Source organism: Burkholderia sp. FL-7-2-10-S1-D7, from assembly GCF_001524185.1.
GTDB classification, from domain to species: Bacteria; Pseudomonadota; Gammaproteobacteria; order Burkholderiales; family Burkholderiaceae; genus Burkholderia; species Burkholderia diffusa.
In genome coordinates this window covers 1-25,789 of the sequence record NZ_LOWY01000100.1, presented here as the reverse complement: position 1 = coordinate 25,789, position 25,789 = coordinate 1, and the positions used below count along the sequence as shown (strand labels likewise).

Annotated in this window: 27 protein-coding genes and 1 pseudogene; 15 read left to right on the top strand and 13 right to left on the bottom strand. The window is 66.9% G+C overall.

Annotated elements, in window-relative coordinates:
• Nucleotides 1–2 precede the first annotated feature (2 nt).
• The 6 genes from WS75_RS28205 to WS75_RS28180 are packed head-to-tail and all read right to left on the bottom strand — an operon-like array spanning nucleotide 3 to nucleotide 7,040.
• The gene (locus WS75_RS28205) at nucleotides 3–443 is read right to left on the bottom strand and encodes a dihydroneopterin aldolase (RefSeq protein WP_059685508.1); all 441 of its coding nucleotides are present in this window, start codon (nucleotides 441–443) and stop codon (nucleotides 3–5) included.
• A complete protein-coding gene (locus tag WS75_RS28200; protein WP_059685506.1) occupies nucleotides 440–1,069 on the bottom strand; it encodes a sarcosine oxidase subunit gamma in 630 nt (209 codons plus the stop codon). The genes WS75_RS28205 and WS75_RS28200 overlap by 4 nt, the downstream gene beginning before the upstream one ends.
• Nucleotides 1,059–4,070 carry a sarcosine oxidase subunit alpha family protein gene (locus tag WS75_RS28195; RefSeq protein ID WP_059685504.1) on the bottom strand — a complete coding sequence of 1,004 codons (3,012 nt, stop codon included), beginning with the start codon at nucleotides 4,068–4,070 and terminating at the stop codon, nucleotides 1,059–1,061. The genes WS75_RS28200 and WS75_RS28195 overlap by 11 nt, the downstream gene beginning before the upstream one ends.
• Nucleotides 4,067–4,366: a sarcosine oxidase subunit delta gene (locus tag WS75_RS28190; protein ID WP_059685502.1), complete on the bottom strand. Its 300-nt coding sequence runs from the start codon at nucleotides 4,364–4,366 to the stop codon at nucleotides 4,067–4,069. Before WS75_RS28190 ends, WS75_RS28195 begins: the two co-directional genes overlap by 4 nt.
• 28 nt (nucleotides 4,367–4,394) lie before the next feature.
• Nucleotides 4,395–5,639 (bottom strand): sarcosine oxidase subunit beta family protein, encoded by a 1,245-nt coding sequence (locus WS75_RS28185; protein ID WP_034180813.1) that lies wholly within the window; start codon nucleotides 5,637–5,639, stop codon nucleotides 4,395–4,397.
• Between the two features lie 15 nt (nucleotides 5,640–5,654).
• Nucleotides 5,655–7,040: an L-serine ammonia-lyase gene (locus WS75_RS28180; protein ID WP_059685500.1), complete on the bottom strand. Its 1,386-nt coding sequence runs from the start codon at nucleotides 7,038–7,040 to the stop codon at nucleotides 5,655–5,657.
• Nucleotides 7,041–7,300: 260 nt separating this feature from the next.
• On the opposite strand from WS75_RS28180, the gene WS75_RS28175 reads away from it, so the two are divergent.
• The 8 genes from WS75_RS28175 to denD all read left to right on the top strand — a co-directional run bounded on the left by WS75_RS28175 (nucleotide 7,301) and on the right by denD (nucleotide 15,491).
• Nucleotides 7,301–8,374, top strand: a complete 1,074-nt coding sequence (locus WS75_RS28175) for a GlxA family transcriptional regulator (RefSeq protein WP_059686334.1) — start codon at nucleotides 7,301–7,303, stop codon at nucleotides 8,372–8,374.
• A gap of 207 nt (nucleotides 8,375–8,581) precedes the next feature.
• Entirely contained in the window at nucleotides 8,582–9,286 is a 705-nt protein-coding gene (locus WS75_RS28170) for a FadR/GntR family transcriptional regulator (protein WP_059452152.1), read from the top strand.
• A 69-nt stretch (nucleotides 9,287–9,355) separates the two neighbouring features.
• The gene (ltnD, locus tag WS75_RS28165) at nucleotides 9,356–10,246 is read left to right on the top strand and encodes an L-threonate dehydrogenase (RefSeq protein ID WP_059685498.1); all 891 of its coding nucleotides are present in this window, start codon (nucleotides 9,356–9,358) and stop codon (nucleotides 10,244–10,246) included.
• Between the two features lie 19 nt (nucleotides 10,247–10,265).
• Entirely contained in the window at nucleotides 10,266–11,552 is a 1,287-nt protein-coding gene (otnK, locus tag WS75_RS28160) for a 3-oxo-tetronate kinase (RefSeq protein ID WP_059685495.1), read from the top strand.
• Nucleotides 11,552–12,190: a 3-oxo-tetronate 4-phosphate decarboxylase gene (gene otnC, locus WS75_RS28155; RefSeq protein WP_059686332.1), complete on the top strand. Its 639-nt coding sequence runs from the start codon at nucleotides 11,552–11,554 to the stop codon at nucleotides 12,188–12,190. The genes otnK and otnC overlap by 1 nt, the downstream gene beginning before the upstream one ends.
• A 138-nt stretch (nucleotides 12,191–12,328) precedes the next feature.
• Nucleotides 12,329–13,654 carry an MFS transporter gene (locus WS75_RS28150; RefSeq protein WP_059686330.1) on the top strand — a complete coding sequence of 442 codons (1,326 nt, stop codon included), beginning with the start codon at nucleotides 12,329–12,331 and terminating at the stop codon, nucleotides 13,652–13,654.
• Nucleotides 13,655–13,714: 60 nt separating this feature from the next.
• Nucleotides 13,715–14,491, top strand: a complete 777-nt coding sequence (gene otnI / locus WS75_RS28145) for a 2-oxo-tetronate isomerase (RefSeq protein WP_059685494.1) — start codon at nucleotides 13,715–13,717, stop codon at nucleotides 14,489–14,491.
• A 28-nt stretch (nucleotides 14,492–14,519) separates the two neighbouring features.
• On the top strand, nucleotides 14,520–15,491 hold the full coding sequence (denD, locus tag WS75_RS28140; RefSeq protein WP_059685491.1) for a D-erythronate dehydrogenase: 972 nt from the start codon (nucleotides 14,520–14,522) through the stop codon (nucleotides 15,489–15,491).
• 79 nt (nucleotides 15,492–15,570) lie between these two features.
• Here the strand turns inward: denD and WS75_RS28135 are convergent, their stop codons facing one another.
• The 3 genes from WS75_RS28135 to WS75_RS28125 form a co-directional block, all read right to left on the bottom strand.
• A complete protein-coding gene (locus tag WS75_RS28135; RefSeq protein ID WP_059685489.1) occupies nucleotides 15,571–16,659 on the bottom strand; it encodes a lysylphosphatidylglycerol synthase domain-containing protein in 1,089 nt (362 codons plus the stop codon).
• Nucleotides 16,656–17,825, bottom strand: a complete 1,170-nt coding sequence (hpnI, locus tag WS75_RS28130) for a bacteriohopanetetrol glucosamine biosynthesis glycosyltransferase HpnI (RefSeq protein ID WP_059685487.1) — start codon at nucleotides 17,823–17,825, stop codon at nucleotides 16,656–16,658. The genes WS75_RS28135 and hpnI overlap by 4 nt, the downstream gene beginning before the upstream one ends.
• Before the next feature lie 68 nt (nucleotides 17,826–17,893).
• Complete coding sequence (locus tag WS75_RS28125; RefSeq protein WP_156429908.1) at nucleotides 17,894–18,292, bottom strand: hypothetical protein; 399 nt, start codon at nucleotides 18,290–18,292, stop codon at nucleotides 17,894–17,896.
• A 231-nt stretch (nucleotides 18,293–18,523) separates the two neighbouring features.
• Between WS75_RS28125 and WS75_RS28120 the strand changes: the two genes are divergently transcribed.
• The 3 genes from WS75_RS28120 to WS75_RS28110 all read left to right on the top strand — a co-directional run bounded on the left by WS75_RS28120 (nucleotide 18,524) and on the right by WS75_RS28110 (nucleotide 21,229).
• Nucleotides 18,524–19,183, top strand: coding sequence for a response regulator (locus tag WS75_RS28120; protein WP_059685483.1), 660 nt, complete (start codon nucleotides 18,524–18,526; stop codon nucleotides 19,181–19,183).
• Nucleotides 19,180–20,631, top strand: a complete 1,452-nt coding sequence (locus WS75_RS28115) for an ATP-binding protein (protein WP_059685481.1) — start codon at nucleotides 19,180–19,182, stop codon at nucleotides 20,629–20,631. The genes WS75_RS28120 and WS75_RS28115 overlap by 4 nt, the downstream gene beginning before the upstream one ends.
• A gap of 70 nt (nucleotides 20,632–20,701) precedes the next feature.
• Nucleotides 20,702–21,229 (top strand): cytochrome b, encoded by a 528-nt coding sequence (locus tag WS75_RS28110; protein ID WP_059685478.1) that lies wholly within the window; start codon nucleotides 20,702–20,704, stop codon nucleotides 21,227–21,229.
• Between the two features lie 267 nt (nucleotides 21,230–21,496).
• Here the strand turns inward: WS75_RS28110 and WS75_RS28105 are convergent, their stop codons facing one another.
• Together WS75_RS28105 and WS75_RS28100 are read right to left on the bottom strand one after the other, a co-directional pair.
• The gene (locus WS75_RS28105; protein WP_059686328.1) at nucleotides 21,497–21,781 is read right to left on the bottom strand and encodes a DUF4148 domain-containing protein; all 285 of its coding nucleotides are present in this window, start codon (nucleotides 21,779–21,781) and stop codon (nucleotides 21,497–21,499) included.
• 71 nt (nucleotides 21,782–21,852) lie between these two features.
• On the bottom strand, nucleotides 21,853–22,197 hold the full coding sequence (locus WS75_RS28100) for a DUF4148 domain-containing protein (protein ID WP_059685476.1): 345 nt from the start codon (nucleotides 22,195–22,197) through the stop codon (nucleotides 21,853–21,855).
• 204 nt (nucleotides 22,198–22,401) lie between these two features.
• Here WS75_RS28100 and WS75_RS28095 point away from each other — a divergent pair, with 204 nt between their 5' ends.
• Nucleotides 22,402–23,091, top strand: coding sequence for an aspartyl/asparaginyl beta-hydroxylase domain-containing protein (locus WS75_RS28095; RefSeq protein WP_059685474.1), 690 nt, complete (start codon nucleotides 22,402–22,404; stop codon nucleotides 23,089–23,091).
• Between the two features lie 28 nt (nucleotides 23,092–23,119).
• On the opposite strand, the gene WS75_RS28090 is transcribed toward WS75_RS28095, so the two are convergent.
• Nucleotides 23,120–24,061 (bottom strand): LysR substrate-binding domain-containing protein, encoded by a 942-nt coding sequence (locus tag WS75_RS28090; RefSeq protein WP_059686326.1) that lies wholly within the window; start codon nucleotides 24,059–24,061, stop codon nucleotides 23,120–23,122.
• A 78-nt stretch (nucleotides 24,062–24,139) separates the two neighbouring features.
• Here WS75_RS28090 and WS75_RS28085 point away from each other — a divergent pair, with 78 nt between their 5' ends.
• On the top strand, nucleotides 24,140–24,538 hold the full coding sequence (locus WS75_RS28085) for a nuclear transport factor 2 family protein (protein WP_059685472.1): 399 nt from the start codon (nucleotides 24,140–24,142) through the stop codon (nucleotides 24,536–24,538).
• A 61-nt stretch (nucleotides 24,539–24,599) separates the two neighbouring features.
• A pseudogene (locus WS75_RS33950) lies at nucleotides 24,600–24,677 on the top strand (aspartyl/asparaginyl beta-hydroxylase domain-containing protein); the annotation flags it as partial.
• 249 nt (nucleotides 24,678–24,926) lie between these two features.
• On the opposite strand, the gene WS75_RS34830 reads toward WS75_RS33950, so the two are convergent.
• A complete protein-coding gene (locus WS75_RS34830) occupies nucleotides 24,927–25,139 on the bottom strand; it encodes an ASCH domain-containing protein (protein WP_257129469.1) in 213 nt (70 codons plus the stop codon).
• A gap of 43 nt (nucleotides 25,140–25,182) precedes the next feature.
• Here WS75_RS34830 and WS75_RS28075 point away from each other — a divergent pair, with 43 nt between their 5' ends.
• Nucleotides 25,183–25,431 (top strand): hypothetical protein, encoded by a 249-nt coding sequence (locus WS75_RS28075; RefSeq protein ID WP_059685470.1) that lies wholly within the window; start codon nucleotides 25,183–25,185, stop codon nucleotides 25,429–25,431.
• Nucleotides 25,432–25,789 lie beyond the last annotated feature (358 nt).

Sequence of the window (25,789 nt, the reverse complement as noted above, 5' to 3'; positions counted from 1 at the left end):
CGTCACAGCTGCCCCGCCGCCCCCGTCCACCGCAGGTAATCCCCACGCGTCCAGTCGAGCGACACGCCGACGCGCTTCGTCCCCGGCCGGATCTTCGGCTTGTACATCGACAGCGTCAGCGATTCCAGCGCGGGCCATTCGCGGAACGACATCACCGCGAGATCGGCGACGAGCGTTTCGAGCAGCCGCGTATGCGGCTTGTGCGACAGGAACGACGCGACGCGGGCGCAGTAACCGTCGTAGTCGATCCACTCGCCCTGCTCGCTCGGCTCGCAGCGATACCCGAGCTGTGCATCGATCACGATCGGCTGCGGCGCCTCGTGCTCGTGCGCGTGGATGCCGATCCGCGCGGGCACCTTCAGTTCGTCGACGAACACGCTCCAGCCGCGCCCGCGCAGGCGCGGCGCGTCGATCGCCACGAACGGTTCGTCGAACGGCTTCATGACGTAAGCGGCGCCGCGGCGTCGAGCATGATGCGCACGAAATAGTCGGCGAAGCTGCGACGCAGGACGATCTCGAACGTATCGTCGCCGGTCGGGATCAGCGTGATCGGCGACTTGAAGTAGTGCGACTGCGCGCACTGGCCCGGCTTGAACACGCGCGGATGCAGATCGAGCGGGCAGCCGCGCGCGATCACGTCGCGCACGCGTTCGCCGCTGACCTCGACGACCGTGTAGCCGCTGCCGACGTCGACCGCCGCCGCAAACGAACCCTGCACGGCCTCCGCGAGCTGCGCCTCGAGCACGCCCGCCTGCACGGGCCCGTTCGAGCGCACGAGCCACTCGTCGGGACCGAGCCACAGCACGTCGTACTCGGCGCTGCGCGCCACCGTGTTCGGTGCCGACGGCGGCCGGCAACCGACCACGCGCTCGAACGCGCTGACGAATGCCGGGTCGCTCAGCTCGCCGCGCACGTTCACGAGATCGAGGAAGGCCCGCTCGCGCAGCATGAACTTCTTCGATGCGCGCGCCTGATGCGCCTTCAGCACATCGGCCGCGCCGACGAACGGCGATTCAAGCCTCACGCCCGCGCCCGCCACTTGCGACTGGTTTCTCGTTTCATTCCACATGCTGGCGCACCCCTTCGGTATCGTAGAAAACCGGGCTCGAGATCTTCGCGGTGATGCGCTTGCCGTTGGCCAGCGGAATCACGACGCTCTCGCCCATCTTGTTCAGGCCGCCCTTCACCACCGCCAGCGCGATCGAGCGCTTCAGGATCGGGCTGTAATAACTCGACGTCACGTGGCCGATCATCGGCGTCGGATCGACCGCCGACACCTGCGTGTCCTTCGCGATGATCTGCGCGCCTTCGGGCAGCACGAACTGTTCGTCCTCGGTCAGCAGGCCGACGAACTGCTTGCGGCCTTCCTTCGCCGTATCGGAGCGCGACAGCGAACGCTTGCCGAGGAAGTCCTTCGACTTCGCGACGAGCCCGCCCATCCCGAGGTCATACGGCGTGATCGAGCCGTCGGTATCCTGGCCGACGATGATGTAGCCCTTCTCCGCGCGCAGCACGTGCATCGTCTCGGTGCCGTACGGCGTGATGTCGAACTCGGCACCGGCCGCCATCAGCGCTTCCCACACCGCGCGGCCCGCATTGGCCGGCACGTTCACTTCGTACGCGAGTTCGCCGGAGAAGCTGATCCGCATCACGCGCGCCTTCACGCCCGCGACGGTGCCGTTCCGGTAGCTCATGAACGGGAACGCGTCGTTGCCGAAGTCGATGTCCTGGCACACCTTCTGCACGACCTTGCGGCTCTTCGGGCCAACCACCGCGAACGTCGCCCAGTGATCGGTGACGGACGCGAGCCGCACCTTCATGTCGGGCCATTCGGTCTGCAGCCAGCGCTCGAGCCACGTGAGCACGCGCGCCGCGCCGCCGGTGGTCGTCGTCATCATGAAATGCTGGTCGGCGAGGCGCACCGTCACGCCGTCGTCGAACACCATCCCGTTTTCGTCGAGCATCAGCCCGTAGCGGCACTTGCCGATCTCGAGCTTGTTCCACGGGTTCGTGTACATCCAGTTCAGCAGCTTCACTGCATCCGGACCCTGGATGTCGATCTTGCCGAGCGTCGACGCGTCGAGGATGCCGACGCTGTTGCGCACCGCCAGGCATTCGCGCTTCACGGCCGCATGCAGGTCCTCGCCTTTCTTCGGGAAATACCACGGCCGCTTCCAGTTGCCGACGTCTTCGAACATCGCACCGTGCTCGACGTGCCATTCGTGCACGGCCGTCTTGCGGATCGGGTCGAGGAAGTCGCCGGTCTCGCGGCCCGCGAACGTCCCGAACGACACGGGCGTGTAATTCGGGCGGAACGTCGTCGTGCCCGTTTCCGGAATCGTCTTGCCCAGCGCCTGCGCGAGGATCGCCATCCCGTTGATGTTGCCGAGCTTGCCCTGGTCGGTGCCGAAGCCCATCGCGGTGTAGCGCTTCACGTGCTCGACCGACTCGAAACCTTCGCGCGCGGCCAGCAGGATGTCGGCGGCCGCCACGTCGTTCTGGAAGTCGACGAACTGCTTCGGCCCGCGTGCGGCGGCCTCGCGGCTGCCGACAAGCCACAACGGCTGCAGCGGGCCTTCGACGGTTTCCGCGACCTGCGGCGCGACGGGGCGCTGCGCGGCCGTGAAGCCCGCTGCCTTCGCCGCTTCGGCGCCCGCGTCGACCGCGAGCCGTAGCGCACGGGCGAGACCGAACTCGCCAGCGGCCGCACCGACGCTCGCTTCCGCCTGCACGGGCTTGCCGGGCAGGAAGCAGGCCTTCTCGTCGTTCCAGCACGCCTTGCCGCCCGACTGCGCGAACAGGTGCAGCACCGGGCTGAAGCCGCCCGACATCGCGACGAGGTCGCACGGCAGCGACTGCAGCTTGCCGCCGGTCTGGCCGTTCGTGTAGGACGCGACGTCGACCGACGATACGCGCCACTTACCCGAAGCAGCCGTCACGACCGCACCGCTCATCACCGTTACGCCCTGCCGCTTCGCGGCCGCGGGCAGCGCGCCGTTCGACGACGCACGCGAATCGACGACCGTCACCTTCGCGCCGCACGCCTTCAGGTCGAGCGCGGTCTGGTACGCACGGTCGTTGTTCGTGAACACGACCACGTTGCGGCCCGGCAGCACGCCGTAGCGATGCACGTAGGTGGACACCGCGCCGGCAAGCATCACGCCCGGCAGGTCGTTGTTGCCGAACACGATCGGACGCTCGTGCGCGCCGGTCGCGAGGATCACGCGCTTCGCGCGGACCTTCCACAGCAGCTCGCGCGTGCCCTTGCGCATCGACACCGGCTGGTGATCGGTCAGGCGCTGCGTGACCGTCACGAGGTTGTGGTCCTGATAACCGAACGCGGTGCTGCGCGACAGGATCGTCACGTCGGGCAGCTTGCGCAGTTCGGCCTCGATCTTCTCGACCCACTGCAGTGCCGGCTTCGCGTCGATTTCCGCGCGGCACGACAGCAGGCTGCCGCCGAGCTCGCGCTGGTCGTCGACGAGGATCACGCGCGCGCCGGCCGTCGCGGCCGCATGCGCGGCGGCGAGGCCCGACGGGCCACCGCCGACCACGAGCACGTCGCAGTGCGCGTAGCATTTGTCGTAGCGATCGGCGTCGAGCACCTCGGGCGCCTTGCCGAGGCCGGCGGCCTCGCGGATCTTCTCCTCGTACTTCGGCCACATGTTGCGCGGCCACATGAAGGTCTTGTAGTAGAACCCGGCCGGCATGAAGCGCGAGAACTTCTGGTTGATCGCGTACTTGTCGTTCTCGAGCGACGGCTCGGCGTTCACGCTCGTCGCGACGAGGCCCTGGTACAGCTCGATCTCGGTCGCGCGCGCGTTCGGCACCGTGTACGGGCCGGTCTCGAGCTGCACGACGGCATTCGGTTCCGCGACGTCCGCCGTCACGATCCCGCGCGGACGGTGGTACTTGAAGCTGCGCGCGACGAAGTGCACGCCGTTCGCGAGCAGCGCGGACGCGAGCGTGTCGCCCTGGAAGCCCTGATACGTGCGGCCGTTGAACGTGAACGTCAGCGGAATCGCGCGATTGATGCGGCCACCGGTGCCGAGGCGGTCTTTCTGGCTCATTTGCTCGTGCCCTCTTCGTGTGCGTTGCCGGCGGGTGCGCCGCCGAACTTTTCGTAGCCCTTGATATCGTAGGTCACCGTGTCGCGCGTGACCTTGAACCAGCGGCGGCAGCCCTGCGTGTGCAGCCACTGCTCGCGGTGGATACCGCGCTTGTTCTCGCGCATGAACACGTATTCGCCCCATTCGCGGTCGGTCATGTTCTCGTTCGCAACCGGGCGCACGATGTCGGCTTCACCGCCGCACGTGAATTCGGATTCGGCGCGCGGCCCGCACCACGGACATTCGATCAGCAACATGTTTCTTTCTCCTCGTTCAGTGCGGGGGTCAGTGCGCGACGGCGGCGGCGCCGTGCTCGTCGATCAGGTGGCCCGTGTAGAAGCGGTCGAGCGCGAACGGCGCGTTCAGCGGATGCGGTTCGTCGCGGGCGATCGTGTGCGCGAACACCCAGCCCGAGCCCGGCGTCGCCTTGAAGCCGCCGGTGCCCCAGCCGCAGTTGAAGTAGAGGCCCTTCACGTCGGTCTTGGTGATGATCGGGCACGCGTCCGGCGACACGTCGACGATGCCGCCCCACTGGCGGTTCATCCGCACGCGCGAGAACACCGGGAACATTTCGATGATCGCCTGCAGCGTGCTTTCGATGATGTGGAAGCTGCCGCGCTGGCCGAAGCCCGTGTACTGGTCGATACCCGCGCCGATCACGAGGTCGCCCTTGTCGGACTGGCTGATGTACGCGTGCACCGCGTTCGACATGATCACCGAGTTGACCACCGGCTTGATCGGCTCGGACACCAGCGCCTGCAGCGGGTGGCTCTCGATCGGCAGGCGCACGCCGGCCATGTCGGCGAGCGTCGTCGTGTTGCCGGCTGCGACCACCGCGACCTTCTTCGCCTTGATGAATCCCTTCACCGTATCGACGCCGACCACCGCGCCGCCTTCGCGACGAATGCCCGTCACCTGGCAGTTCTGGATGATGTCGACGCCGGCGCGGTCGGCGCCGCGGGCGAAGCCCCAGGCCACCGCGTCGTGACGCGCGACGCCCGCACGGCGCTGGATCGATGCGCCGAGCACCGGGTAGCGGCTGTTCAGGTTGATCGTCGGCTCGATTTCCTTGATCTGCGCGGGCGTCAGGAATTCGGCGTCGACGCCGTTCAGGCGGTTCGCGTTCACGCGACGCTCGGTGTCACGCACGTCCTGCAGCGTGTGCGCGAGGTTCATCACGCCGCGCTGGCTGAACATCACGTTGTAGTTGAGGTCCTGCGACAGCCCTTCCCACAGCTTCATCGCCTTCTCGTACAGCGCGGCCGATTCGTCCCACAGGTAGTTCGAGCGCACGATCGTCGTGTTGCGCGCGGTGTTGCCGCCGCCGATCCAGCCCTTCTCGAGGATCGCGACGTTCGTGATGCCGTGCTCCTTCGCGAGGTAGTAGGCGGTCGCGAGGCCGTGGCCGCCGCCGCCGACGATCACGACGTCGTATTCCTTCTTCGGTTCCGGGCTCTTCCACTGCTTTTCCCAGTTCTCGTGATACGAGAGGCCGTTGCGGAACAGGCTGAATATCGAGTAGCGGCTCATGTTAGTGATCCTTCGTTAGCATTCGATGACGTTCACGGCAAGACCGCCGCGCGACGTTTCCTTGTATTTCGTCTTCATGTCGGCACCCGTCTCGCGCATCGTCTTGATCACCGAATCGAGCGATACGTAGTGCTGGCCGTTACCCTTGAGCGCCATGCGCGACGCGTTCAGCGCCTTGATCGCGCCCATCGCGTTGCGTTCGATGCACGGAATCTGGACGAGCCCGCCGACCGGATCGCAGGTCATGCCGAGGTTGTGCTCCATCCCGATCTCGGCCGCGTTCTCGACCTGGTCGGGCGTGCCGCCCATCACCGCGGCGAGCGCGGCCGCGGCCATCGAGCACGCGACGCCCACTTCGCCCTGGCAGCCGACTTCCGCGCCCGAGATCGACGCCGTTTCCTTGTAGATGATCCCGATCGCCGCGGCCGTCAGCAGGAATTCGACGATGCCGGCTTCGTTCGAGCCCGGCACGAACTTCACGTAGTAGTGCAGCACCGCGGGGATCACGCCGGCCGCGCCGTTCGTGGGCGCGGTGACGACCCGGCCGCCCGCCGCGTTCTCCTCGTTGACGGCCATCGCATACAGGTTGACCCAGTCGAGCATCGACAGCGGATCGCGCAGCGACTCCTCCGAACGCGCCCGCAGGCGCCCGTTCAGTTCGGCCGCGCGGCGCTTCACGCGCATCGGGCCCGGCAGTTCGCCCTCGACCTTGCAGCCGCGCTCGACGCACGCGGCCATCGTGCGCCAGATCGCGAGCAGCCCGGCGCGCACTTCCTCTTCCGGACGCAGCGTGGATTCGTTGCGCAGCATCAGCTCGGCGATCGACAGCCCGTGTTCGCGGCACTGGCGCATCAGGTCGTCGCCCGTGCGGAACGGATACGGCACGTCGGCCGCGGCACGCACGCCGTTCACGCGATCGCCGTCGCGGTTCACGACGAAGCCGCCGCCGATCGAGTAATACTCCTTCTCGACGAGCAGCTGGCCGTGCTCGTCGAACGCCTGGAAGCGCATCCCGTTCGGATGCACGATGCTGGTGCCGCTCATCAGCTTGCGATAGAAGCCGATGTTCTCCTTCTCGTCGAAGCGAATCGTCTGCTTGCCGAGCAGCGCCAGCGACTTCTCCGCGCGGATCGCCGCGAGCCGCGGCTCGATCAGGTCCGGATCGATCGTGTCGGGCAGATGGCCCTCGAGGCCGAGCAGCACCGCCTTGTCCGTGCCGTGGCCCTTGCCCGTTGCACCGAGCGAGCCGTATAGTTCGACCCGCACGCGGCGCACGAAGCCGAGCAGGTTCGCGTCCTCGATGTGCGACGCGAAGCGGCACGCGGCGATCATCGGGCCAACCGTATGCGAGCTGGACGGGCCGATGCCGATCTTGAACAGGTCGAACGCGCTGACGTTCATCTGACTTCCTCTGGGTGGGCGTACGTGAAATGTCGTTGGCATCAGTACATCAAAGCGTAAAATTGGCCGATAGAACAAAAACGGCATCGGCGTGGGATACCGCCGCCAAGCCCCGCGCAGGACGGCCGGAAAGTGCGTTTTGACGATGGTTGGCGACGAAAAACCACAAGTCGGCCGGGTCCGCGCCAACCGGCAACCGTGCCCGCGAACAGATTGCAACGAGTGAGACCCGCCTTCCCGGCGTGACGAGATTGACCGCGATGACACCCGACGTACCCGTTTCCCCCTTCGCCGAACCCGCGCCGCAGCGCATCCGTTTCGGCATCGTGCTGCTGCCGAACTTCACGCTCACGGCCTTCTCGGGTTTCGTCGACATGCTGCGGCTGTCGGCCGACGACGGCGACTACAGCAAGCCGGTGCGCTGCGCGTGGAGCGTGATCGGCGAAACGCTGGCGCCGGTGCGCGCGAGTTGCGGGATCCAGATCACGCCGTGGGAAACCTTCGAGAGCGCCGAGCCGTTCGACTACGTCGTCGTGGTCGGCGGCCTGCTGCATTCGGGGCCGCAAGCCGGCCCCGAAACGCTCGACTTCATCCGCCGCGCGGCGACGGGCGGCGCGACGCTCGTCGGGATCTGCACGGGCGTGTTCACGCTGATGCGCGCGAACGTGCTCGACGGCTACCGCACCTGCGTCAGCTGGTTCCACTACTGGGATTTCATCGAACGCTTCCCGAACGCCGATCCCGACATGCTGATCGCCGATCGCCTGTTCGTGATCGACCGGCGACGGATCACCTGCTCGGGCGGGCGTGCGTCGATCGACGTCGCCGCCGCGGTCCTGCTGCGCCATTTCGATCATGCGACCGTGCAGAAGGCTCTGCGCATCCTGCTCGTCGGAGAGATGCAGAAGGGCAATGCGCCGCAGCCGCATCCGCCGGGCCTCGAGCCGGCCACGCACCCGAAGGTCAAGCGCGCGATTCTCCTGATGGAACAGCATGTCGGCCGCGCGCTGCCGCTCGAGGAGCTCGCGTGCAAGCTCGACATGTCGACGCGCCAGCTCGAGCGGCTGTTCAAGGCCGAAACGGGCAAGAGCCCGCAGGCGTTCGCGAAGCAGGTGCGATTGCGCACGGCCGCCTGGCTGCTGACCAGCTCCGACCGCACCGTCGCCGATATCGCGTCGAGTTGCGGGTTCGCCGACGCGTCGCACCTCGGCCGGGAGTTCCGCAAGCAGTTCGGCGTGCCGCCGGCGACCTATCGCGAGCGCGGCGGGGACGGCGCGGAAGCCGACGCACCGATGGCGGCTGATCCCGATCCCGTCGAAGACGTCGCCGACTGACGATCTCGCGCGCCGCCGGCGCGCGCCCCCTTTCCTCCCCCTGCCCACGCCTCGACGTCACATACGATCGCGGCAATTTCACGCCATTTTGGAACCGGTTCCAATCAATTTGACCGACGTTGCTGCGCATTAACCGAGGGTTATCCCGGATGCTGACGCATCTTCAAATTTGTATGATGACCACATCACCTTACAAACCTGAGCGCCATGTTCGAGAAAATTCCCGCCCGTGCGATGAGCGACCACGTCGCGCAGCAGCTGCTGAAGCAGATCGAAGTCGGCAGTTTCTCGGCCACTGGCAAGCTGCCGACGGAAGCCGTCCTCGCGCAGGAATTCGGCGTGAGCCGCACCGTGATCCGCGAAGCGATCTCGCGGCTGAAGAACGAGGGCGTGGTCGAGCCGCGCCAGGGCAGCGGCGTGTACGTGAACCAGCACGGCGCCATCCGGCCGCTGCGGATCGACTACGCGGAAGCCGTCGAGGCCAGCTCGCTGCCGCACCTTCTCGCGGTGCGCCGCGCGATCGAGGCTGAAGTCGCGGCCGAAGCCGCGCTGCACCACACGGCCGACGACATGGCCGACATCGACGACGCGCTGCGCAAGATCGACGATGCGGTGGCCGAAGGGCGCGACGGCGTCGCGGAAGACGTCGCGTTCCACCGCACGATCGCGGCCGTCACCGGCAACCCGTATTTCCTGAAGACACTGCAGTTCCTGAACCAGTACCTCGAGGCCGGCGTGAAGGTCACGCGGCGCAACGAAGCGACGCGCGAGGATTTCTCGCGGCAGGTGCGCGAGGAACACGCGGCGATCGCCGACGCGATCCGCGCGCGCGACCCGATGGCGGCGCGCAACGCGGCGCGCACGCACATGTACAACGCCGCCCGCCGTCTCGCGGAAGCCGGCATCTGCTGAAGCCGGCGGCGGTGCCCGAGCGGGCGCCGCCACCGTCCCGAACCTTTCCCGAATCGATCAAGGTTGACCATGTCACGAAATGTTGGAGTCATCGGCCTCGGCGCGATGGGCCTCGGCGTCGCCCGCTCGCTGCTGCGCGCGGGGTTCCGCGTGCATGCATGCGACGTGCGCGACACCGTGCTGCAGACGTTCGCGGCCGAAGGCGGCGTGCCCTGCGCGAGCCCGGCCGAGCTCGGCGCGCGGTGCGATGTCGTCATCACACTCGTCGTCAATGCCGCGCAGACCGAAACGGTGCTGTTCGGCGAGCACGGCGCGGTCGCGGCGATGAAGCCCGGCGGCGTCGTGATCGCGAGCGCGACCGTCGCACCCGACTTCGCGGTGGCGCTCGGCGCGCGCATCGAGGCCGCAGGCCTGCAAATGCTCGACGCGCCGGTGTCCGGCGGCGCCGCGCGCGCGGCCTCCGGCGAGATGACGATGATGACGTCGGGCCCCGCCGCCGCCTACGCAGCCTGCGACGACGTGCTCGACGCGATCGCCGGCAAGGTGTATCGCCTCGGCGACGCGCACGGCATCGGCTCGAAGGTGAAGATCATCAATCAACTGCTGGCCGGCGTGCACATCGCGGCAGCCGCCGAGGCGATGGCGCTCGGCCTGCGCGAAGGCGTCGATGCCAACGCGCTCTACGACGTGATCACGCACAGCGCCGGCAACTCGTGGATGTTCGAGAACCGCGTGCCGCACATCCTGAACGGCGACTACACGCCGCTGTCCGCCGTCGACATCTTCGTGAAGGATCTCGGCCTCGTGCTCGATACCGCGCGGCGCAGCAAGTTCCCGCTGCCGCTGTCGGCCACCGCGCACCAGATGTTCATGAGCGCGTCGAGCGCCGGCCACGGCGGCGAGGACGATTCCGCCGTGATCAAAACTTTCCCCGGCATCACGCTGCCGCCCGCCCGCTGATTCGAACGACGTTCCTGCCATGACCGCTTCCGCTTCCCGTCCCCTGCTCGGCTGCATCGCCGACGATTTCACCGGCGCGACCGATCTCGCGAACATGCTCGTCAAGAGCGGCATGCGTACCGTGCAGACGATCGGCGTGCCCGCCGGCGACGCTGCAATCGACGCCGACGCGATCGTCGTCGCGCTGAAGTCGCGCACGATTCCCGCCGCCGACGCCGTCGCGCAATCGCTCGCCGCCCATGAATGGCTGCGCGCACAGGGCTGCCGGCAATTCTTCTTCAAGTACTGCTCAACGTTCGACTCGACCGATGCGGGCAACATCGGGCCCGTCGCCGATGCGCTGCTCGATGCGGCCGGCGGCGGCTTCGCGATCGCGTGTCCGGCGTTCCCGGAGAACGGGCGCACGATCTTCCGCGGCCATCTGTTCGTCGGCGACGTACTGCTGAACGAATCGGGCATGGAGAACCACCCGCTCACGCCAATGAAGGACGCGAACCTCGTGCGCGTGCTGCAGCGGCAAACGAAGTCGCATGTCGACCTGATCCGCTACGACACGATCGCCCTGGGCGGAGCCGCCGTGCGCGCGCGGATCGAACAGCTGCGCGCGGAAGGCGTGCGGTTCGCGATCGCCGACGCGTTGTCGGATCGCGACCTCTACGTGCTCGGCGAAGCGTGTACGGACCTGCCGCTCGTCACCGGCGGCTCGGGCGTCGCCCTCGGCCTGCCCGCGAATTTCCGCCGCGCGGATCAACTGCCCGAGCGCGACAACGCAGCCTCGCTGCCGCGCATCGACGGGTTGTCCGCCGTGCTCGCCGGCAGCGCTTCGAAGGCGACCAACGCCCAGGTCGCCGCGTGGCGCGAAAGCCGGCCGAGCTTCCGGATCGACCCGCTCGCGGCCTCGCGCGGCGAACCCGTCGTCGACGCGGCACTGGCATTCGCACGCTCGCACCTGCCCCAACCCGTGCTGATCTATGCGACCGCGACGCCCGACGAAGTGAAGGCCGTCCAGCAGGCGCTCGGCGTCGAGGCGGCCGGCCAACTCGTCGAGCGCACGCTCGCGGCGATCGCCACGGGCTTGCGCGACCTCGGCGTGCGCAAGTTCGTCGTGGCCGGCGGCGAGACGTCCGGCGCGGTCGTGCAGGCGCTCGACGTGAAGTCGCTGCAGATCGGTGCGCAAATCGATCCGGGCGTGCCGGCGACGGCCACCATCGACGCGCAGCCGCTCGGCCTCGCGCTGAAATCCGGCAACTTCGGCACGGTGGACTTTTTCGACAAGGCGCTGCGCGCGCTCGACGGAGCCGCATGATGAGCCACGAAGCGACACTGCGCGAAGAGATCTGCGTCGTCGGCGCGAGCCTGTATGCGCGCGGCCACGCAGTCGGCAGCGCCGGCAACATCAGCGCGCGCCTGGATGACGGCTGGCTGATCACGCCGACCGACGCCTGCCTCGGCCGCCTCGACCCGAACGACATCGCGAAAGTCGGCCTGGACGGCCAGCCCGTATCGGGCGGCAAGCCATCGAAGACGCTCGCGCTGCATCGCGGCATCTACGCGCGCAACGCGGAAGCAAACGGCATCGTCCACACGCATTCGACGCACCTGGTCGCGCTGACGCTCGCGGGCGTATGGCGCGACACCGACGTGCTGCCGCCGATCACGCCGTACTACGTGATGAAGGTCGGCCACATTCCGCTGATCCGTTACCGCCGCCCCGGCGACCCGGCGGTCGCGGCCGAAGTCGCGGCGCTCGCCGACCAGGTGCGCGGCGTGCTGCTCGACCGCCTCGGCCCGGTGATGTGGGGGCAGTCGGTGTCGCACGCGTCGTACGCGCTCGAAGAGCTCGAGGAAACCGCGCGGCTTTGGCTGATGACGAACCCGAAACCCAAGCCGTTGTCCGACGCGGCGCTCGACGAGCTGCGCAAGACCTTCGGCGCACGCTGGTAACGCAACGCATCGCGTCCGGATCACGCAGGACTACGTACCGATTTCCATGCCCGCCGTGTGCGCGGGCCCGCCATCAGCACACACGACACAATCCGGCGGCGTACGCGCCGCCGGCACATGACATCCCAGGAGACGACGATGAATGCTCTCGACGCGGCCGCAGGCCGCTCGCCCGCCGCGCCCGCCCAATCGGCCGAACTCGACCGAACCTACAAGAAAGTGTTCTGGCGCATCGTGCCGTTCCTGATGCTCTGCTACGTGGTCGCGTATCTCGACCGCGTCAACGTCGGCTTCGCGAAGCTGCAGATGTCGCAGGACCTCGCGTTCAGCGAAACCGTGTTCGGCCTCGGCGCCGGCATCTTCTTCCTCGGCTACTTCCTGTTCGAACTGCCGAGCAACATGCTGATGCACCGCATCGGCGCGCGCATCTGGATCGCGCGGATCATGATCACGTGGGGCCTGCTGTCCGCGCTGTTCGCGTTCGTGAAGACGCCGACGCAGTTCTACGTGCTGCGCTTCCTGCTCGGTCTCGCCGAAGCCGGCTTCTATCCGGGCGTGATCCTGTACCTCACGTACTGGTTCCCGTCGCATCGCCGCGCGAAGATCATCGCGGTGTTCATGTCGGCGATCCCGGTGTCGGGCATCTTCGGCAACCCGCTGTCGGGCTGGATCATGGAGCGCTTTCACGGCGGCTCGGGCTTCCACGGCTGGCAATGGATGTTCATGATCGAGGCCGTGCCGGCCGTGCTCGTCGGCATCGCGACGATCCTGTATCTCGACAACAGCATCCGCAGCGCGAAATGGCTCGACGAGCGCGAGAAACGGATCCTCGAGGACGAAATCGCCGCGCAGCCGCAGGAACAGCAGAAACACGGCCATTCGCTGAAGGCCGTGTTCTCCGACCCGCGCATGTGGTGGATGTCGCTGATCTACTTCGCGTTCGTCACCGGCCAGTACGGTCTCACGTTCTGGATGCCGACGCTCGTGAAGTCGACCGGCATCACCGATACGTTGCAGATCGGCCTGCTGTCGGCGATTCCGTTCGTCGTCGCGATCGTCGTGATGAACCTGTTCGGCCACAGCGCGGACAAGCGCCGCGAACGCCGCTGGCACCTGATCGTGCCGGCGCTGATGGGCGCGGTCGGGTTTGCGGTCGCCGCGTCGTACTCGCACAATACGGCGGTGTCGATCGTGTTCCTGTCGCTCGCGGCGGGCGGCGTGCTGACCTGCGCACCGCTGTTCTGGTCGCTGCCGACCGCGTTTCTCGCCGGCTCCGCCGCGGCCGCCGGGATCGCGATCATCAACTCGGTCGGCAACCTCGCCGGGTTCGCGAGCCCGTACGTGATCGGCTACCTGAAGGACGTCACGCACAGCACGGCATCCGGCATGTACGTGCTGGCCGCCATGCTCGTGATCGGCGCGATCGCCGTGTGGCTCACGCCCGCGAAACTCGTGAACCGCTGATCCGTCATTCGACGCGGGGCGCCGAGCGCCCTGCCCCATTCATTCACAGGACCCGCTGCCATGCCCCGCTTCGCCGCCAACCTCTCGATGATGTACACCGAGCATGCGTTCCTCGAACGCTTCGCCGCTGCCTCGTACGACGGCTTCAAGGCCGTCGAGTACCTGTTCCCGTACGACTTCGCCGCCGAGGACATCCGCGCACGCCTCGATGCGCACAACCTCGAGCAGGCGCTGTTCAACGCGCCGCCCGGCGACTGGGCCGCCGGCGAACGCGGGATCGCGTCGCTGCCGGGCCGCGAGGACGAGTTCCGGCGCGGCATCGACCAGGCGCTCGACTATGCGCGCGTGCTCGGCAACAAGAAGCTGCACGTGATGGCCGGGATGGTCGCGCCGGGCGCCGACCGTGCGCGCCATCGCGATACCTACGTGGCAAACCTGCGGCATGCGGCGCAGGCGGCGGACGCGCATGGCATTGCGATTCTGATCGAGCCGATCAACCAGCGCGACATGCCCGGCTATTTCCTGAGCCGCCAGGACGATGCGCATGACATCCGCGCGGAAGTCGGCGCGCCGAACCTGAAGGTGCAGTTCGACTGCTATCACTGCCAGATCGTCGAGGGCGACCTTGCGATGAAGCTCAAGCGCGATTTCGCGGGCATCGGCCACATCCAGATCGCCGGCGTGCCCGAGCGTCACGAGCCGGACATCGGCGAACTCAACTACCCGTATCTGTTCGAGCTGATCGACGCGCTCGGCTACGACGGCTGGATCGGCTGCGAGTATCGCCCGAAGGCCGGCACGTCCGAAGGGCTTGGCTGGCTCAAGTCTTATCTGTAATCCAGGCATTCCGAAGAGGGCTCACAACATGAAAGTACTGATCACCGGCGGCGCCGGCTTTCTCGGCCAGCGTCTCGCGCGCAAGCTGCTCGAGCGCGGCGAACTGACCGGCCCCGACGGCCGGACCGGCAAGATCGACGAGCTGGTGCTGCTCGACGTCGTCAAGGGCAGCGATTTCGGCGACGCCCGCGTGACGTCGATCGTCGGCGACATCGCCGATCGCACGGTGCTCGAAAGCGCGATCGACGCGCAGACGAGCGCGATCTTCCATCTCGCGGCAATCGTCAGCGGGCAGGCCGAAGCCGATTTCGATCTCGGCATGCGGATCAACCTCGACGCGTCGCGCACGCTGCTTGAAGTGTGCCGCGCGCGCGGCCATCGTCCGCGCGTCGTGTTCACGAGCTCGGTGGCCGTCTACGGCGGCGTGTTGCCCGACGTCGTGCAGGACGACACCGCGCTGAATCCACAATCGTCGTACGGCGCGGAGAAGGCGATCGCCGAACTGCTGCTGTGCGACTACGCACGGCGCGGCTTCGTCGACGGCCGCGTGCTGCGGCTGCCGACCATCAGCGTGCGGCCCGGTCGCCCGAACGCGGCCGCGTCGTCATTCGCGAGCGGTATCATCCGCGAACCGCTGAACGGCGAGGAAAGCGTATGCCCGGTGCCCGGTTCGACGCGGCTGTGGCTGCTGTCGCCGCGCGGCGCGATCGACGCGCTCGTCGCGGGTTGCGAGATCGACAGCGAGAAGCTCGGCAACAAGCGCGTGATCAACCTGCCCGGCCTGTCGGTGTCGGTCGACGAAATGATCGCGGCGCTGCGCGAAGTCGCGGGCGACGACGTCGTGAAGCTGATTCGCCATGCGCCGGACGAACGCGTCGAGAAGATCGTCGGCAGCTGGCCGGGCAGCTGGGACACGACGCGCGCCGAAGCGCTCGGACTGAAGGGCGACACGTCGTTCGCGGACGTGATCCGCAGCTACATCGCCGACGAGCGGCGTTGATGGCCGCGCCGCCCGGCGGGGCACGCGGCCGCGTCGGCGCGCCGCTTCCCGCCCGGCTGGCAGGCAACGTCGGGCCGCATCAACGCGGCCCGGCGGACTCCCCGACGCGCATGGATGCGCGCTTCGCCTCGTAGGGCGAGCGCGCCGCGCCGGCCGCATGCTGCCATGCCAGCAAGCCCGGCAGATAGAACAGCAAGTCGCGCACGCGCCGCGCGCCGGCGAGCGCCAGGCAAGTCGTCGGGTCGAACCCGAGCAGCCCGCCGATCAGCACGAACCCGCCCTCCTGCACGCCCAACCCGCCCGGCATCAGGAACGCGATGCTGCTCAGCAGCTGGATCAGCGCTTCGATCGCGAGCGCCTGCGCGAATGTAGGATCGGCGCCGAGGAAATGCAGCGCGAGCCAGATTTCCAGCGCATAGCCGACAAATTGCAGCGTCTGCCAGATCGCCAGATAGCGGACGACGATACCCGTCTTTCTCCAGATCATCCGGATCGACTGATCGGTGCGTGCCGATTCGCCGACCAGCGCCACCACCTTGCCGCTCGTGACGCGGTTGACCACGCGCATCGCGCGCTCGAACGGGCGCGCGTGCTGAACCAGCGCGAACAGCAGCAGCACCGGCACGAGCGCCGCCATGCCGATGGCGAGTCGCGCGGCCACGTGCGCGGCGTCGGACGACACGTGTTCGAGCACGTAGCCGATCGCGACCAGCGCGAACACCAGCTGGCTGATCAGCGTCAGCTGCATGTCCGCGACGAGGCTCGCTACGGCGGTCGCCGGGCGCACGCCCGCCTGCCGCAGCAGGCTGAACGACACGAGCTCGCCGCCGATCCGCGCGACCGGCAACAGCCCGTTGATCGATTCGCGGATCCACACGAGCTTGAGCATCGTCGCGAACGACGGCCGGCGCGGGCCACGGATCAGCATCCGCCAGTCCCACGCATTCGCGAGCATCGGCAGGATGTGGGCCAGCGCGGCGATCAGCAACCCGGCGCCGGCGATCCGCAACCGGTGCAGGATCTCCAGCGGATGCTCGCGCCAGATCAGCCACACCGCGAGCACCAGCCCGGCCAGCGCCGCCGCGCGCCCCGCATGCCGCAACCGTGCATCGCGACGCGCGGACCGCTGGTCCGCGCCTTCGACATCGAAATGCGTGTCGTGCATCATGATTTCCCTGCCGGCGACAGCAAGCCCTCGCGATCGACGCGAAAGCGCGTGCCGCGCCAGACCACGTGCGACGAGAAGAAGCTCGACACGAACACCAGGAACTGCAGCAGATCGACGAACGGCAGCCAGAGCGCGCCGCGCAGCCCGGCACCGGTCGCACGGCTCGTTTTCAGCATCAGCAGCGCCCGCGCGGCGAGCGCCGCGACGGCCAGCCAGCAGGCGGCGCGCGTGCCGCCGGAGAACAGCACGGCCAGCAGCGCGAGCGGCACCGGGTGCATCAGCACCGACCCGGCGTGACCGAGCCGGTCCGCCGCGCGAATCGTGCAGCTCCAGCGCAATTCGTGCGCGTACAGGCTGGCGAAGGTCTCTTCGACACAGGCATGTCCGACGACGAACGGCGGGACGACGACCTGCGCGCCGACCTGCCGCACCGCTTCGCCGAGCGCGTGATCCTCGGCCAGGTGATGCGCGAAACGCGCGAGCCCGCCGATGCGTTCGAGCGTTGCGCGCGTGATCGCAATCGTCTGGCCAAAGCACGGACGCGCGCGCCCGATGACAAGCCCGGTAATGACGCCCGGCAGGAAATGGTAGTTCGTCATCGCGACGGCGACACCGGGCCAGAAGCCCGGCGACGCGATGCCGCGATACACGCTCGTCACGATGCCGACTTCCGGCTGCTGTAGCGCGCCGACGACGGCACGCAGATAATCGCGCTCGACCAGCACATCGCTGTCGGCGAGACACAGCACCGAATGCTCCGCATGTTCGAGCATGTTGACGAGATTCGCGATCTTGCGGTTCGGCCCGTACAACCGCGCATCGGCGACGACCTTGATGTTCGCGTCCGGATAGCGCGCGCGCAGCGTTTCGACGGCCGCGAGCGCCGCGTCGCCCGCATCGTGCACCCCGAACAGATGCTGTACCGGCCCCGGATAATCCTGGACGAAGAAGCTTTCAAGATGCTGTACGAGATTCCATTCGTCGCCGTGCAGCGGTTTCGCGACGGTGACGCCCGGATAATCGTGCGGCATCGCCCGCGCGCGCGAAAAGAACCGGCCGACGAGCACGCTGGCCGTGACAGTGTAGGCAATGCCGAGCAACGCGCCCAACCCGCAGGCGATCGACATCGCGCAGGCCAGCGCATACAGCACATGCAGCAATACCATGCTTCTCCCCAGTGGTGGCTCATTGACCGCGACGCCCGGGGCCGGCACGCGCGAACGTGCGCTCACCCTTACACGCCGCCGTATCGATTCCCGTTGAGCCGGATATGCAGGACGATCAACCAACGGTACGCGCAATCAGATGACACGACTACCGTGCGGCGATCGATTCCGGACACGCGCACATGGCCGCACACGTCCGCGGCCCTGAACGCCGCGTCGGCCACCTTACGCGCCGACAGGATCGCGGTTGCGACCGCGACGATGGTCCAGATGCGGAATGTCATCGTCGTGAAAAACGCTTCGGGTACGCGCAGCGCAAACAACGAAACCAGCACGAAACACTGAATGAACATACCGGTGAGCGCGGCGATCAACAGGTAGGCGCGCCATCGCTCGATCGTCGAGGGTGCCATCAGGAATGAACCTCCCGTGCGGACGGCCTGCATCGATCCTGATTCGATCGACATGGTCGCGGGTGGACGGGCAAGCGCGTGCCGGACGCGCCGAACCCGGTTCGGGATCAGGGGAAGCGGAGATCGTCCCGAGAAATGTTGTGGCCGATGGTAGCGGGAATGCCGGTGCCGAACCTTAAGCGTTCTTCAGAATCGGGCGATAGTTGAGGGAACGCAATTACAATCCGTTGCACGGCGCGCACAGTCTGGCTCGTACAATTGCACGTATCTGCACACGAATCGACCATGCGACTCCTCCTTGTCGAAGACGACGACCTGATCGGCAGCGGCCTCGAAATCAGCCTGAGTCAGGCCGGTTACCAGGTCGACTGGCTGCGCGACGGTCATGCCGCCGCCACCGCGCTCGCGACGACGCGCTTCGCGCTCGTCGTCCTCGATCTCGGCTTGCCCGGCAAATCGGGAACGGAACTGCTGCGTGCGATGCGGGACGCGGGCGATACCACGCCGGTGCTCGTACTCACCGCGCGCGGCACCGTGGCCGATCGGGTCCGTGGCCTCGACGACGGCGCCGACGACTATCTCGCGAAACCGTTCGAGCTATCCGAGGTGCTCGCCCGCTGTCGCGCGCTCGTGCGGCGCTCCCAGGGCCGCGCCGGCGACGAGATCGTATGGCGCGACATCACGATCGACCTGACCACCCAAACGGTGACACGTGACGCCACGCGCATCGCGCTGACGTCACGCGAATGGACCATCCTCGTTCAGCTCGTCAGTCGTGCGGGCGTGCCCCAGTCGCGGGCGCGTCTCGAGGACGGCCTGTATGGATGGCAGGAAGGCATCGAAAGCAATGCGATCGAGGTTCACATCTCGAACCTGCGCAAGAAACTCGGCGCGGAACTGATCCGGACGGTGCGGGGCATCGGCTACGTCGTCGACAAACCATGATCTCGCGCTCGATACGACGCCGCGTTTCGTCGATGGCGCTCGGCTGCGTGACCGTCGTGTGGATCGTCGCCGTGTTCGGCAGCTTCCGGCACGCGACACGCGAGATCGGCGAATGGGAAGACGCCCGTCTCGTCGAATATGCGTCGCTGCTCGTCGATCTCGCACCGGCCGACCTCGAGCGCCTCGCCCGCTTCCCGCCCGACGCGCGCATCGAGCTGGCGCACGGCACGTCGGCCGCCACCCGAGACAACGACGGCGATCGTCTGCCGCGCGACGTGCTGTTCGAAGTCCGCGACGCGCGGGGCAACGTCGTTGCGTCGAGCCTTCCGGTCGACGCGCCCGGCCGGCCCGATGCAGCGGGCCGAAGCGACACCCCTGCAACGATCGTCGTGCGCGGCACGCAATGGCGCACGCACACGCTGCGCGACGACGCGTCGGGGCGATGGATACGGGTGATGGAGCCGACCAACACGCGCAGCGATCTCGCGACGGGCATCGCGCGCGGCATCGTCTGGCCGCTGATCGTCGCGCTCCCGGTGCTGGCGTTGCTGCTCTGGTACCTGATCGGGCGCAGTCTCGCGCCGCTGAAAACGCTGTCGACGCTGATCGGCGCGCGCGATGCGCGCTCGCTCGAACCGCTCGGCATCGCGACCGTTCCGGCAGAAGTCCGCACGCTGGTCGACGCGATCGACCGCCTGCTCGCGAGACTACGGCAATCCATCGTGCGCGAGCGGGCATTCACGTCCGACGCGGCGCACGAACTCAAGACGCCGCTGGCCGCGATCAAGGTTCAGGCCCAGGTGGCGCTCGCGACCGACGATCCGGTGCGCAAGCAGCTCGCCATGCAGCGCGTGGTGCAAGGCGTCGATCGCAGCGCGCGTCTCGCCGAACAGTTGCTGCTGCTCGCGCGGCTCGACGAATACGAACGCATTCCGGTGCGCGCCGTCGTCGTCCGCGAACTGGTCGACGCGGCCATCGAGCGGCATCTCGCGAAGGCGTCGGATCACTTCATCGACATCGTCGCCACCGGCACGCCCGGGCGAGCGATCCAGGCCGATCCGATCCTGCTCGGCATCCTGCTCGACAATCTGCTCGACAACGCGGTCAAGTACGGCCGGCAAGGTGGCCGCATCGAGATCGACGTACACGACGACGGCGCCGCGCAGCGCATCGTCGTGCGCGACGACGGGCCCGGCGTCGCCCCAGGCGAGCACGAGCGGCTCGGCGATCGTTTCTATCGCGGCGCCGGCACGCAGTTGCCCGGCAGCGGACTCGGGCTGTCGATCGTCCAGCGCATCGCGCAATACTTCGGCGGAACCGTGCAGTTCGGGCCCGGCATCGGCGGCCGCGGCCTCGGCGTCACGATCGCGTTGCCGTCGGCTGAATCGGCTCGGATCGATGGCACGCAGGCGTTATCGGGCGACGCCGCTGCGCGGCCGCACGCTTAACGTTTCGTTAAGGATTCGGCCGTAGAATCCGCCGGAAGATACGGTCCCCATCCGCATGGCAGGAGCTTTTATGACTACAACCGCCCGATACGACGCAGTCGCACGCCTTCTTCACTGGCTGATCGTGGCGTTGGTCGTCGCGCAGTATGCAATCGGCTGGACGATGCCCGACGTGCATCGCGATACTCAACCGGTCGGCCTGATCGCCGCGCACCTGATCGTGGGCACCGCGCTGCTTGCCGCAATGGCTTGCCGCGTGCTCTGGCGCGTGACGCATCGCCCACCCGCCGACGATCTGTCGCCCGCGATGCGCGCGGTGTCCGGCGCGACGCACTTCGGGCTCTATGCACTGCTGATTGCGGTGCCGTTGCTCGGCTGGATCAATGCGTCGTCGCGCGCGTGGGCCGTGACGCTGTTCGGCATCGTCCCGTTGCCGGCGCTGTCGGCGGCCGGCTCGGGATTCGGGCACGCGATGGGCGACGTGCACGGCATCCTCGCGTGGGCACTGTTCGGCGGCATCTGCCTTCACGTCTCGGCCGCAGTCGCGCATCGTTTCGTCCTGCGCGACAGGGTCATGCAACGGATGATGCCCTGGTAATCTCGCCACCTGCCCCGTTGCGCACCGTCCCGGGCAGATATCCCGCAATGGCCGATCGCGCGCTCGCCTGCATCGCGGCTCATCCTGCAATCCACCTGCGCGCCCATCGGATTCGGGCCACGAGCTGATCGCGGCGCCGCGCGAAGCGGCGCGCGATCGACGGCCTCGCCGTCCGTGCAGATCGGCCAGGCCGCGTGCCGCGAACGGCATGCGTATCGCCGTACCGCGAACACGTCGGCCTGAAGACACACACGTCCATGTCGACACCTAGTTGCCGGTCTGCACCGGCATGACGGAGGCCGGCGCCGGTGCCGGCGCGGCGGGCAACGCCGCCATCCTCGCCCGATCCTGCTCGGCGAGCTTCGCCAGCGCGGCCTGAATGTCCGCAGGATATTCGCCGTCGTCCCCCTTCGACGGATCGTAGCCCGCCGCTTCCAGACGAATCAGCTCCTCGCGAACCTGAGCCCGCGTGAGCGGCGCATTCGATTGCGCGAATGCAGCTTGACCGGATATCACGCCGATCATCATCAGTAGTGCGATACAAGTTTTCATCATCGACTCCTTCAATCTTGCGTGCCGCTCAACCTTCGTGGATTTCGGGCCGGTCGCGGCAGTCCGTTACTTCAGCTTCCGAAATACGGCGTGCAGAAGCTCTCGGGGCCCACGCACGCGGCCGAACGCGGACGCGACGGCAGTACCGTCGGCCTTCCCGCATCCGAAGTCGCGGCCGGATCGCTGCCGACCGCTGTTTCGGCCTGGTGCCGAGGCATCTGTTCGGCTTGTTGCTGGAACAGCGGGCTCACGCCCGGATACGACGTATCGGTCACGAAGCGCAGGCCGTTGTTTTCGGCGTCGATCAGTTGCTGCCTGACCTGCGCGCGCGTCAGTGCCTGTGCCGACGCTTGCGGCGCGATACCCGCGAGAGAAATCGCCGCCACGGCGGCGGCCACCAGCCCATGCGTGTTCATGTTCCACTCCTTGAGAAATCAACGAAACGACGTGCTACACCCGTATGACGACGCGGGGTGCTCGTTTATTCCCGGAATGGCGAACCGCTTGTGCCGGACGTTCATCGAACTGTCATTCTTTCGTCAGCCGGCGTAACCTGACGTAACGCAGGCCCCACCGCGCGTGGGGCAGACTGACGACACCTTGTGGATCGCGCCTCGATCATGTCCGTCGCTTACGACTATGCAGCCGGCCTGCTTCGCGCACTGTTCGACCGTCATATCGACAGCAGTGCCGTGCTCGACTCGGCCATGTTCCCCGACGCCGAGCGATTCGTCCGCGCGTGGCCGGCCATTCGCGCGGAAGCGCTGGCCGTCGCGCGCGACCTGCCGCGCATCCCGCGTTTCCACGAGATCATGCGCGAGCAGCACGACATCTCGGCCAACGATGCGCGCGACTGGCGGATGTTCATCATGCAGGCTTACGGCCAGCCGTTCCCGCGCAACCTGTCGCGTTGCCCGACCGTCGCGTCGATCGTCGCGGCGTCGCCAGACGTGTTGTCCGCATCGCTGTCGTTCCTCGCGCCCGGCAAACACATCCCGCCGCATCGCGGGCCGTTTCGCGGCATCCTGCGCGGCTATCTCGTGCTGTCGATGCCGAAGCGCGCGGACGGCACGCCGGCCGCGGTGCTGAAGGTCGACGGTCATGAATACCGGCTCGACGAAGGACGTTTCCTTCTGTGGGACGACACGTTCGTGCACGAGGTATGGAACGACAGCGACGGCGTGCGGATCGTGCTGCTGCTCGATATCCGACGGCGCGGGATGCCGCGCTTGCTCACATGGGTGTCGAATGCGGTGATCGGCGTCGTGCGGCTCGGGATCAGGATTCGCGGGCGGTCGATTCCGGTTTAGCCAACCGCACGGCGCCCGCCCTTGGCGGTCAATCCTCGCGCGCGAGACGCGTCAGAACCTCCGCGAGCGCTTGAATCGCGGGTTGCGCGGCGCGCTGTGCCGGGTAGACGAGGTAGTAACCCAGACCGTTGCGCACCACCTCCGGAAACGGCGTGACCAGCGCGCCGGCAGCCAGCCGATCCGCCGCCATGCGCGGATCGCCGATCGCGACGCCGTGTGCGTGAGCCGCAGCCGTCAACGTCAGTTCGAGCGTATCGAATACGAGCCCGGTGCCCGGGTCGATCTGCGTTGCGCCGACGGCGTCGAGCCAGCATCGCCATTCGTCGCGATTGCGCGCGGGATGCAGCAGCGTCACATGCGCGAGATCGGCGAACGACTTCAACGACGTGCCTGCATCGCGCGTGCACATCGGCGTAAGGCACTCGTCGAACAAAGGCACTACCACCATTCCCGGCCAGTTTCCGGTACCGCGCACGACGATGGCATCGAAATCGGCGCCGGTGAAATCCGGTGTGTCATCCGCCGACGTGTGAATACGCAATTCGGTTCGCGGCAACGCGTGATTGAGCGCCGAGAGCCGCGGCAGCAGCCACCGAATCGCGAACGTGGAAGGCAAGCGCAACGTCAGGGTCGACGCGGAATGCGCATGGGCGTACGCGTGTTGCGCCAGTTGCGCGAGTACGTTGACGGCCACCGTCAGCAACGCGCCGCCTTCCGCGGTCAGCGTCAATCCCGACGGATGACGGACGAACAACGCACATCGGTAGTGCGCTTCCAGTTGCTGCACCTGACGGCTCACCGCACCCTGGGTCCGGCACAGATGCTCGGCCGCCCGGTTGAAACTGCCGAGTTCGGCGGCGGCGACGAACGCCTGGAACGCCGTCAGCGGCGGCAGCGCACGGGTCAGATCCGCCAGCGGATATGCGCGGGCGACATACCCGGGTTGCGGATTATTCGTTTGTTCGGTCATCGCGGCATCGCTATCGTGGTTGAACCGGTTCGCGACGGCTGTCGCGGCAGGCTCGTCAACCATCAGCGGAGAAATACCATGGTCTCGTCGTCCGACGCACTATACACGCGGCAGGTCGGTACCTACCTGAAAGCCCTGGAACGCGGCGACGTCGCCGAGATCTGCGCGCTGTTCGCGCCGGATGCACGGATATTCTCGCCGTTTCTCGGCTGGATGACGCCGCAGCCCTTTTTCGAAAAAGTCGCGGCGGCATCCGGACAAAGCCGGATCACGCCGATCGACATCTGCGTCAGCACGACGGGCGCCCGTCGGGCCACCGGCTATTTCGTCTACGACTGGGGACTGAAGGACGGCTCCGAAGTACGGTTCGAGTGCGTCGACGTGTTCGAATTCGACGACGACGCGCGCATCGAGCGCATGGTCATCATCTACGACACGCATCCGGTGCGAAGTACCGTCGGCGACAAATATGCATAGCCGGATCAAGGCGCGACGCAGCAACGTCGTCGCGCCGCCGGCCGCACGGCAAATGTCGCTGCTGACGTGGCTGTCGAATACGGTGATCGGCGTCGTGCGGCTCGGGATCAGGATTCGCGGGCGGTCGATTCCGGTTTAGCGCACGTCACCGGCGCGCGCCGGGTGATCGATCGATTCTACCGGCCGCTTGTGTGTCGAAAGGGGACGCGGCACGCCCGGGATGCCGGCGCAATCATCAGGATACCTTGCCGGAGTCATCCGTCAACGCATAGATACCGCGCCTGGCGACGCACGGAAAAGGCGGATCGATCGCCCGCACATTCGTCAGTTCCCAGCATACGTATCCGGCGCACCATTGCTAGCCTTGCGCGCGGGCTTCATCAGGCGTTCAGTCGTATATCCCCACGACGTCGACCAACGCGAGCGCGATACCATCGGGATCCGCCTGTCCGTCCTGTCGCAGGAAGAGCGTGTTCCGCACCAGCACGAGATCGCGCAGCGGCAGGGCCGGCGGCGCCCACGACCGGATTTCCACCCGCTTGCGGCCCGCGACGATATCGTCGACGGCGGGTTTGACGATCGACAGCGCGGATCGCGGCATGGCAACGGTTTTCTTCCTCGGTAAATAGCGTCACCTCCAGGCGTTGAAGGTTTCATTACAGGCGCAGGAGATTTCCGCCTTCACGATCCATGATCTGCGGCGCTCAGCCTCCAAGTTGCTGCATGAACAGCGCTGGGAGGCGGACGGGGTGGAGAAAGCGTTGAATCACACCATCGGCAGTGTGCGCGACGTCTACAACCGGGCCGACTATGTTTACCAGCGGCGGAAGATGCTGCAGGCGTGGTTGGGCTACATCGACGGGCTGGCGTCGGCGCGCAATCTTGTGGTGTGAGCAGGTACTGGCGCCGGGCCATGGCAAAACCGCTGCCCCTTGTGCGCCCTTCACGACGCAGAATCAGCCGACCTACGCCATGCGCAATATTAGTCCAGGACCCGGCCGAGACTCCCCCCAGCATTGCTGACGCACGCCTTTTTTCGCCCCCGGCCAACGAGAACGGCTGTGCGCTAAAATGAATTTTTTACAGTTAGCCGCCCATCTAAATGGCTTTTCAGATCGATCCTATATTCAAATCGCGAGTAATTGCGCACGCTTGTGCCTGGAGAATTTCATGCACGTCCACATGCTGAGAGCCTGCTGCTAGTCATTCCTTCACTAGAGGCAGTAGTTGTAGGTGCTCAGTTCCTGGAGC

Coding starts and splice junctions, on each gene's coding strand:
- otnK (WP_059685495.1), top strand. CDS start 10,266: ATGACCGCTTCCGCTTCCCGTCCCCTGCTCGGCTGCATCGCCGACGAT.
- WS75_RS28170 (WP_059452152.1), top strand. CDS start 8,582: ATGTTCGAGAAAATTCCCGCCCGTGCGATGAGCGACCACGTCGCGCAG.
- denD (WP_059685491.1), top strand. CDS start 14,520: ATGAAAGTACTGATCACCGGCGGCGCCGGCTTTCTCGGCCAGCGTCTC.
- WS75_RS28185 (WP_034180813.1), bottom strand. CDS start 5,639: ATGAGCCGCTACTCGATATTCAGCCTGTTCCGCAACGGCCTCTCGTAT.
- WS75_RS28175 (WP_059686334.1), top strand. CDS start 7,301: ATGACACCCGACGTACCCGTTTCCCCCTTCGCCGAACCCGCGCCGCAG.
- WS75_RS28180 (WP_059685500.1), bottom strand. CDS start 7,040: ATGAACGTCAGCGCGTTCGACCTGTTCAAGATCGGCATCGGCCCGTCC.
- WS75_RS28205 (WP_059685508.1), bottom strand. CDS start 443: ATGAAGCCGTTCGACGAACCGTTCGTGGCGATCGACGCGCCGCGCCTG.
- WS75_RS28195 (WP_059685504.1), bottom strand. CDS start 4,070: ATGAGCCAGAAAGACCGCCTCGGCACCGGTGGCCGCATCAATCGCGCG.
- WS75_RS28090 (WP_059686326.1), bottom strand. CDS start 24,061: ATGACCGAACAAACGAATAATCCGCAACCCGGGTATGTCGCCCGCGCA.
- WS75_RS28200 (WP_059685506.1), bottom strand. CDS start 1,069: ATGTGGAATGAAACGAGAAACCAGTCGCAAGTGGCGGGCGCGGGCGTG.
- WS75_RS28135 (WP_059685489.1), bottom strand. CDS start 16,659: ATGATGCACGACACGCATTTCGATGTCGAAGGCGCGGACCAGCGGTCC.
- WS75_RS34830 (WP_257129469.1), bottom strand. CDS start 25,139: ATGCCGCGATCCGCGCTGTCGATCGTCAAACCCGCCGTCGACGATATC.
- WS75_RS28150 (WP_059686330.1), top strand. CDS start 12,329: ATGAATGCTCTCGACGCGGCCGCAGGCCGCTCGCCCGCCGCGCCCGCC.
- WS75_RS28190 (WP_059685502.1), bottom strand. CDS start 4,366: ATGTTGCTGATCGAATGTCCGTGGTGCGGGCCGCGCGCCGAATCCGAA.
- hpnI (WP_059685487.1), bottom strand. CDS start 17,825: ATGGTATTGCTGCATGTGCTGTATGCGCTGGCCTGCGCGATGTCGATC.
- otnC (WP_059686332.1), top strand. CDS start 11,552: ATGAGCCACGAAGCGACACTGCGCGAAGAGATCTGCGTCGTCGGCGCG.
- otnI (WP_059685494.1), top strand. CDS start 13,715: ATGCCCCGCTTCGCCGCCAACCTCTCGATGATGTACACCGAGCATGCG.
- WS75_RS28115 (WP_059685481.1), top strand. CDS start 19,180: ATGATCTCGCGCTCGATACGACGCCGCGTTTCGTCGATGGCGCTCGGC.
- WS75_RS28095 (WP_059685474.1), top strand. CDS start 22,402: ATGTCCGTCGCTTACGACTATGCAGCCGGCCTGCTTCGCGCACTGTTC.
- WS75_RS28110 (WP_059685478.1), top strand. CDS start 20,702: ATGACTACAACCGCCCGATACGACGCAGTCGCACGCCTTCTTCACTGG.
- WS75_RS28105 (WP_059686328.1), bottom strand. CDS start 21,781: ATGAAAACTTGTATCGCACTACTGATGATGATCGGCGTGATATCCGGT.
- WS75_RS28120 (WP_059685483.1), top strand. CDS start 18,524: ATGCGACTCCTCCTTGTCGAAGACGACGACCTGATCGGCAGCGGCCTC.
- WS75_RS28100 (WP_059685476.1), bottom strand. CDS start 22,197: ATGAACACGCATGGGCTGGTGGCCGCCGCCGTGGCGGCGATTTCTCTC.
- WS75_RS28125 (WP_156429908.1), bottom strand. CDS start 18,292: ATGTCGATCGAATCAGGATCGATGCAGGCCGTCCGCACGGGAGGTTCA.
- WS75_RS28085 (WP_059685472.1), top strand. CDS start 24,140: ATGGTCTCGTCGTCCGACGCACTATACACGCGGCAGGTCGGTACCTAC.
- ltnD (WP_059685498.1), top strand. CDS start 9,356: ATGTCACGAAATGTTGGAGTCATCGGCCTCGGCGCGATGGGCCTCGGC.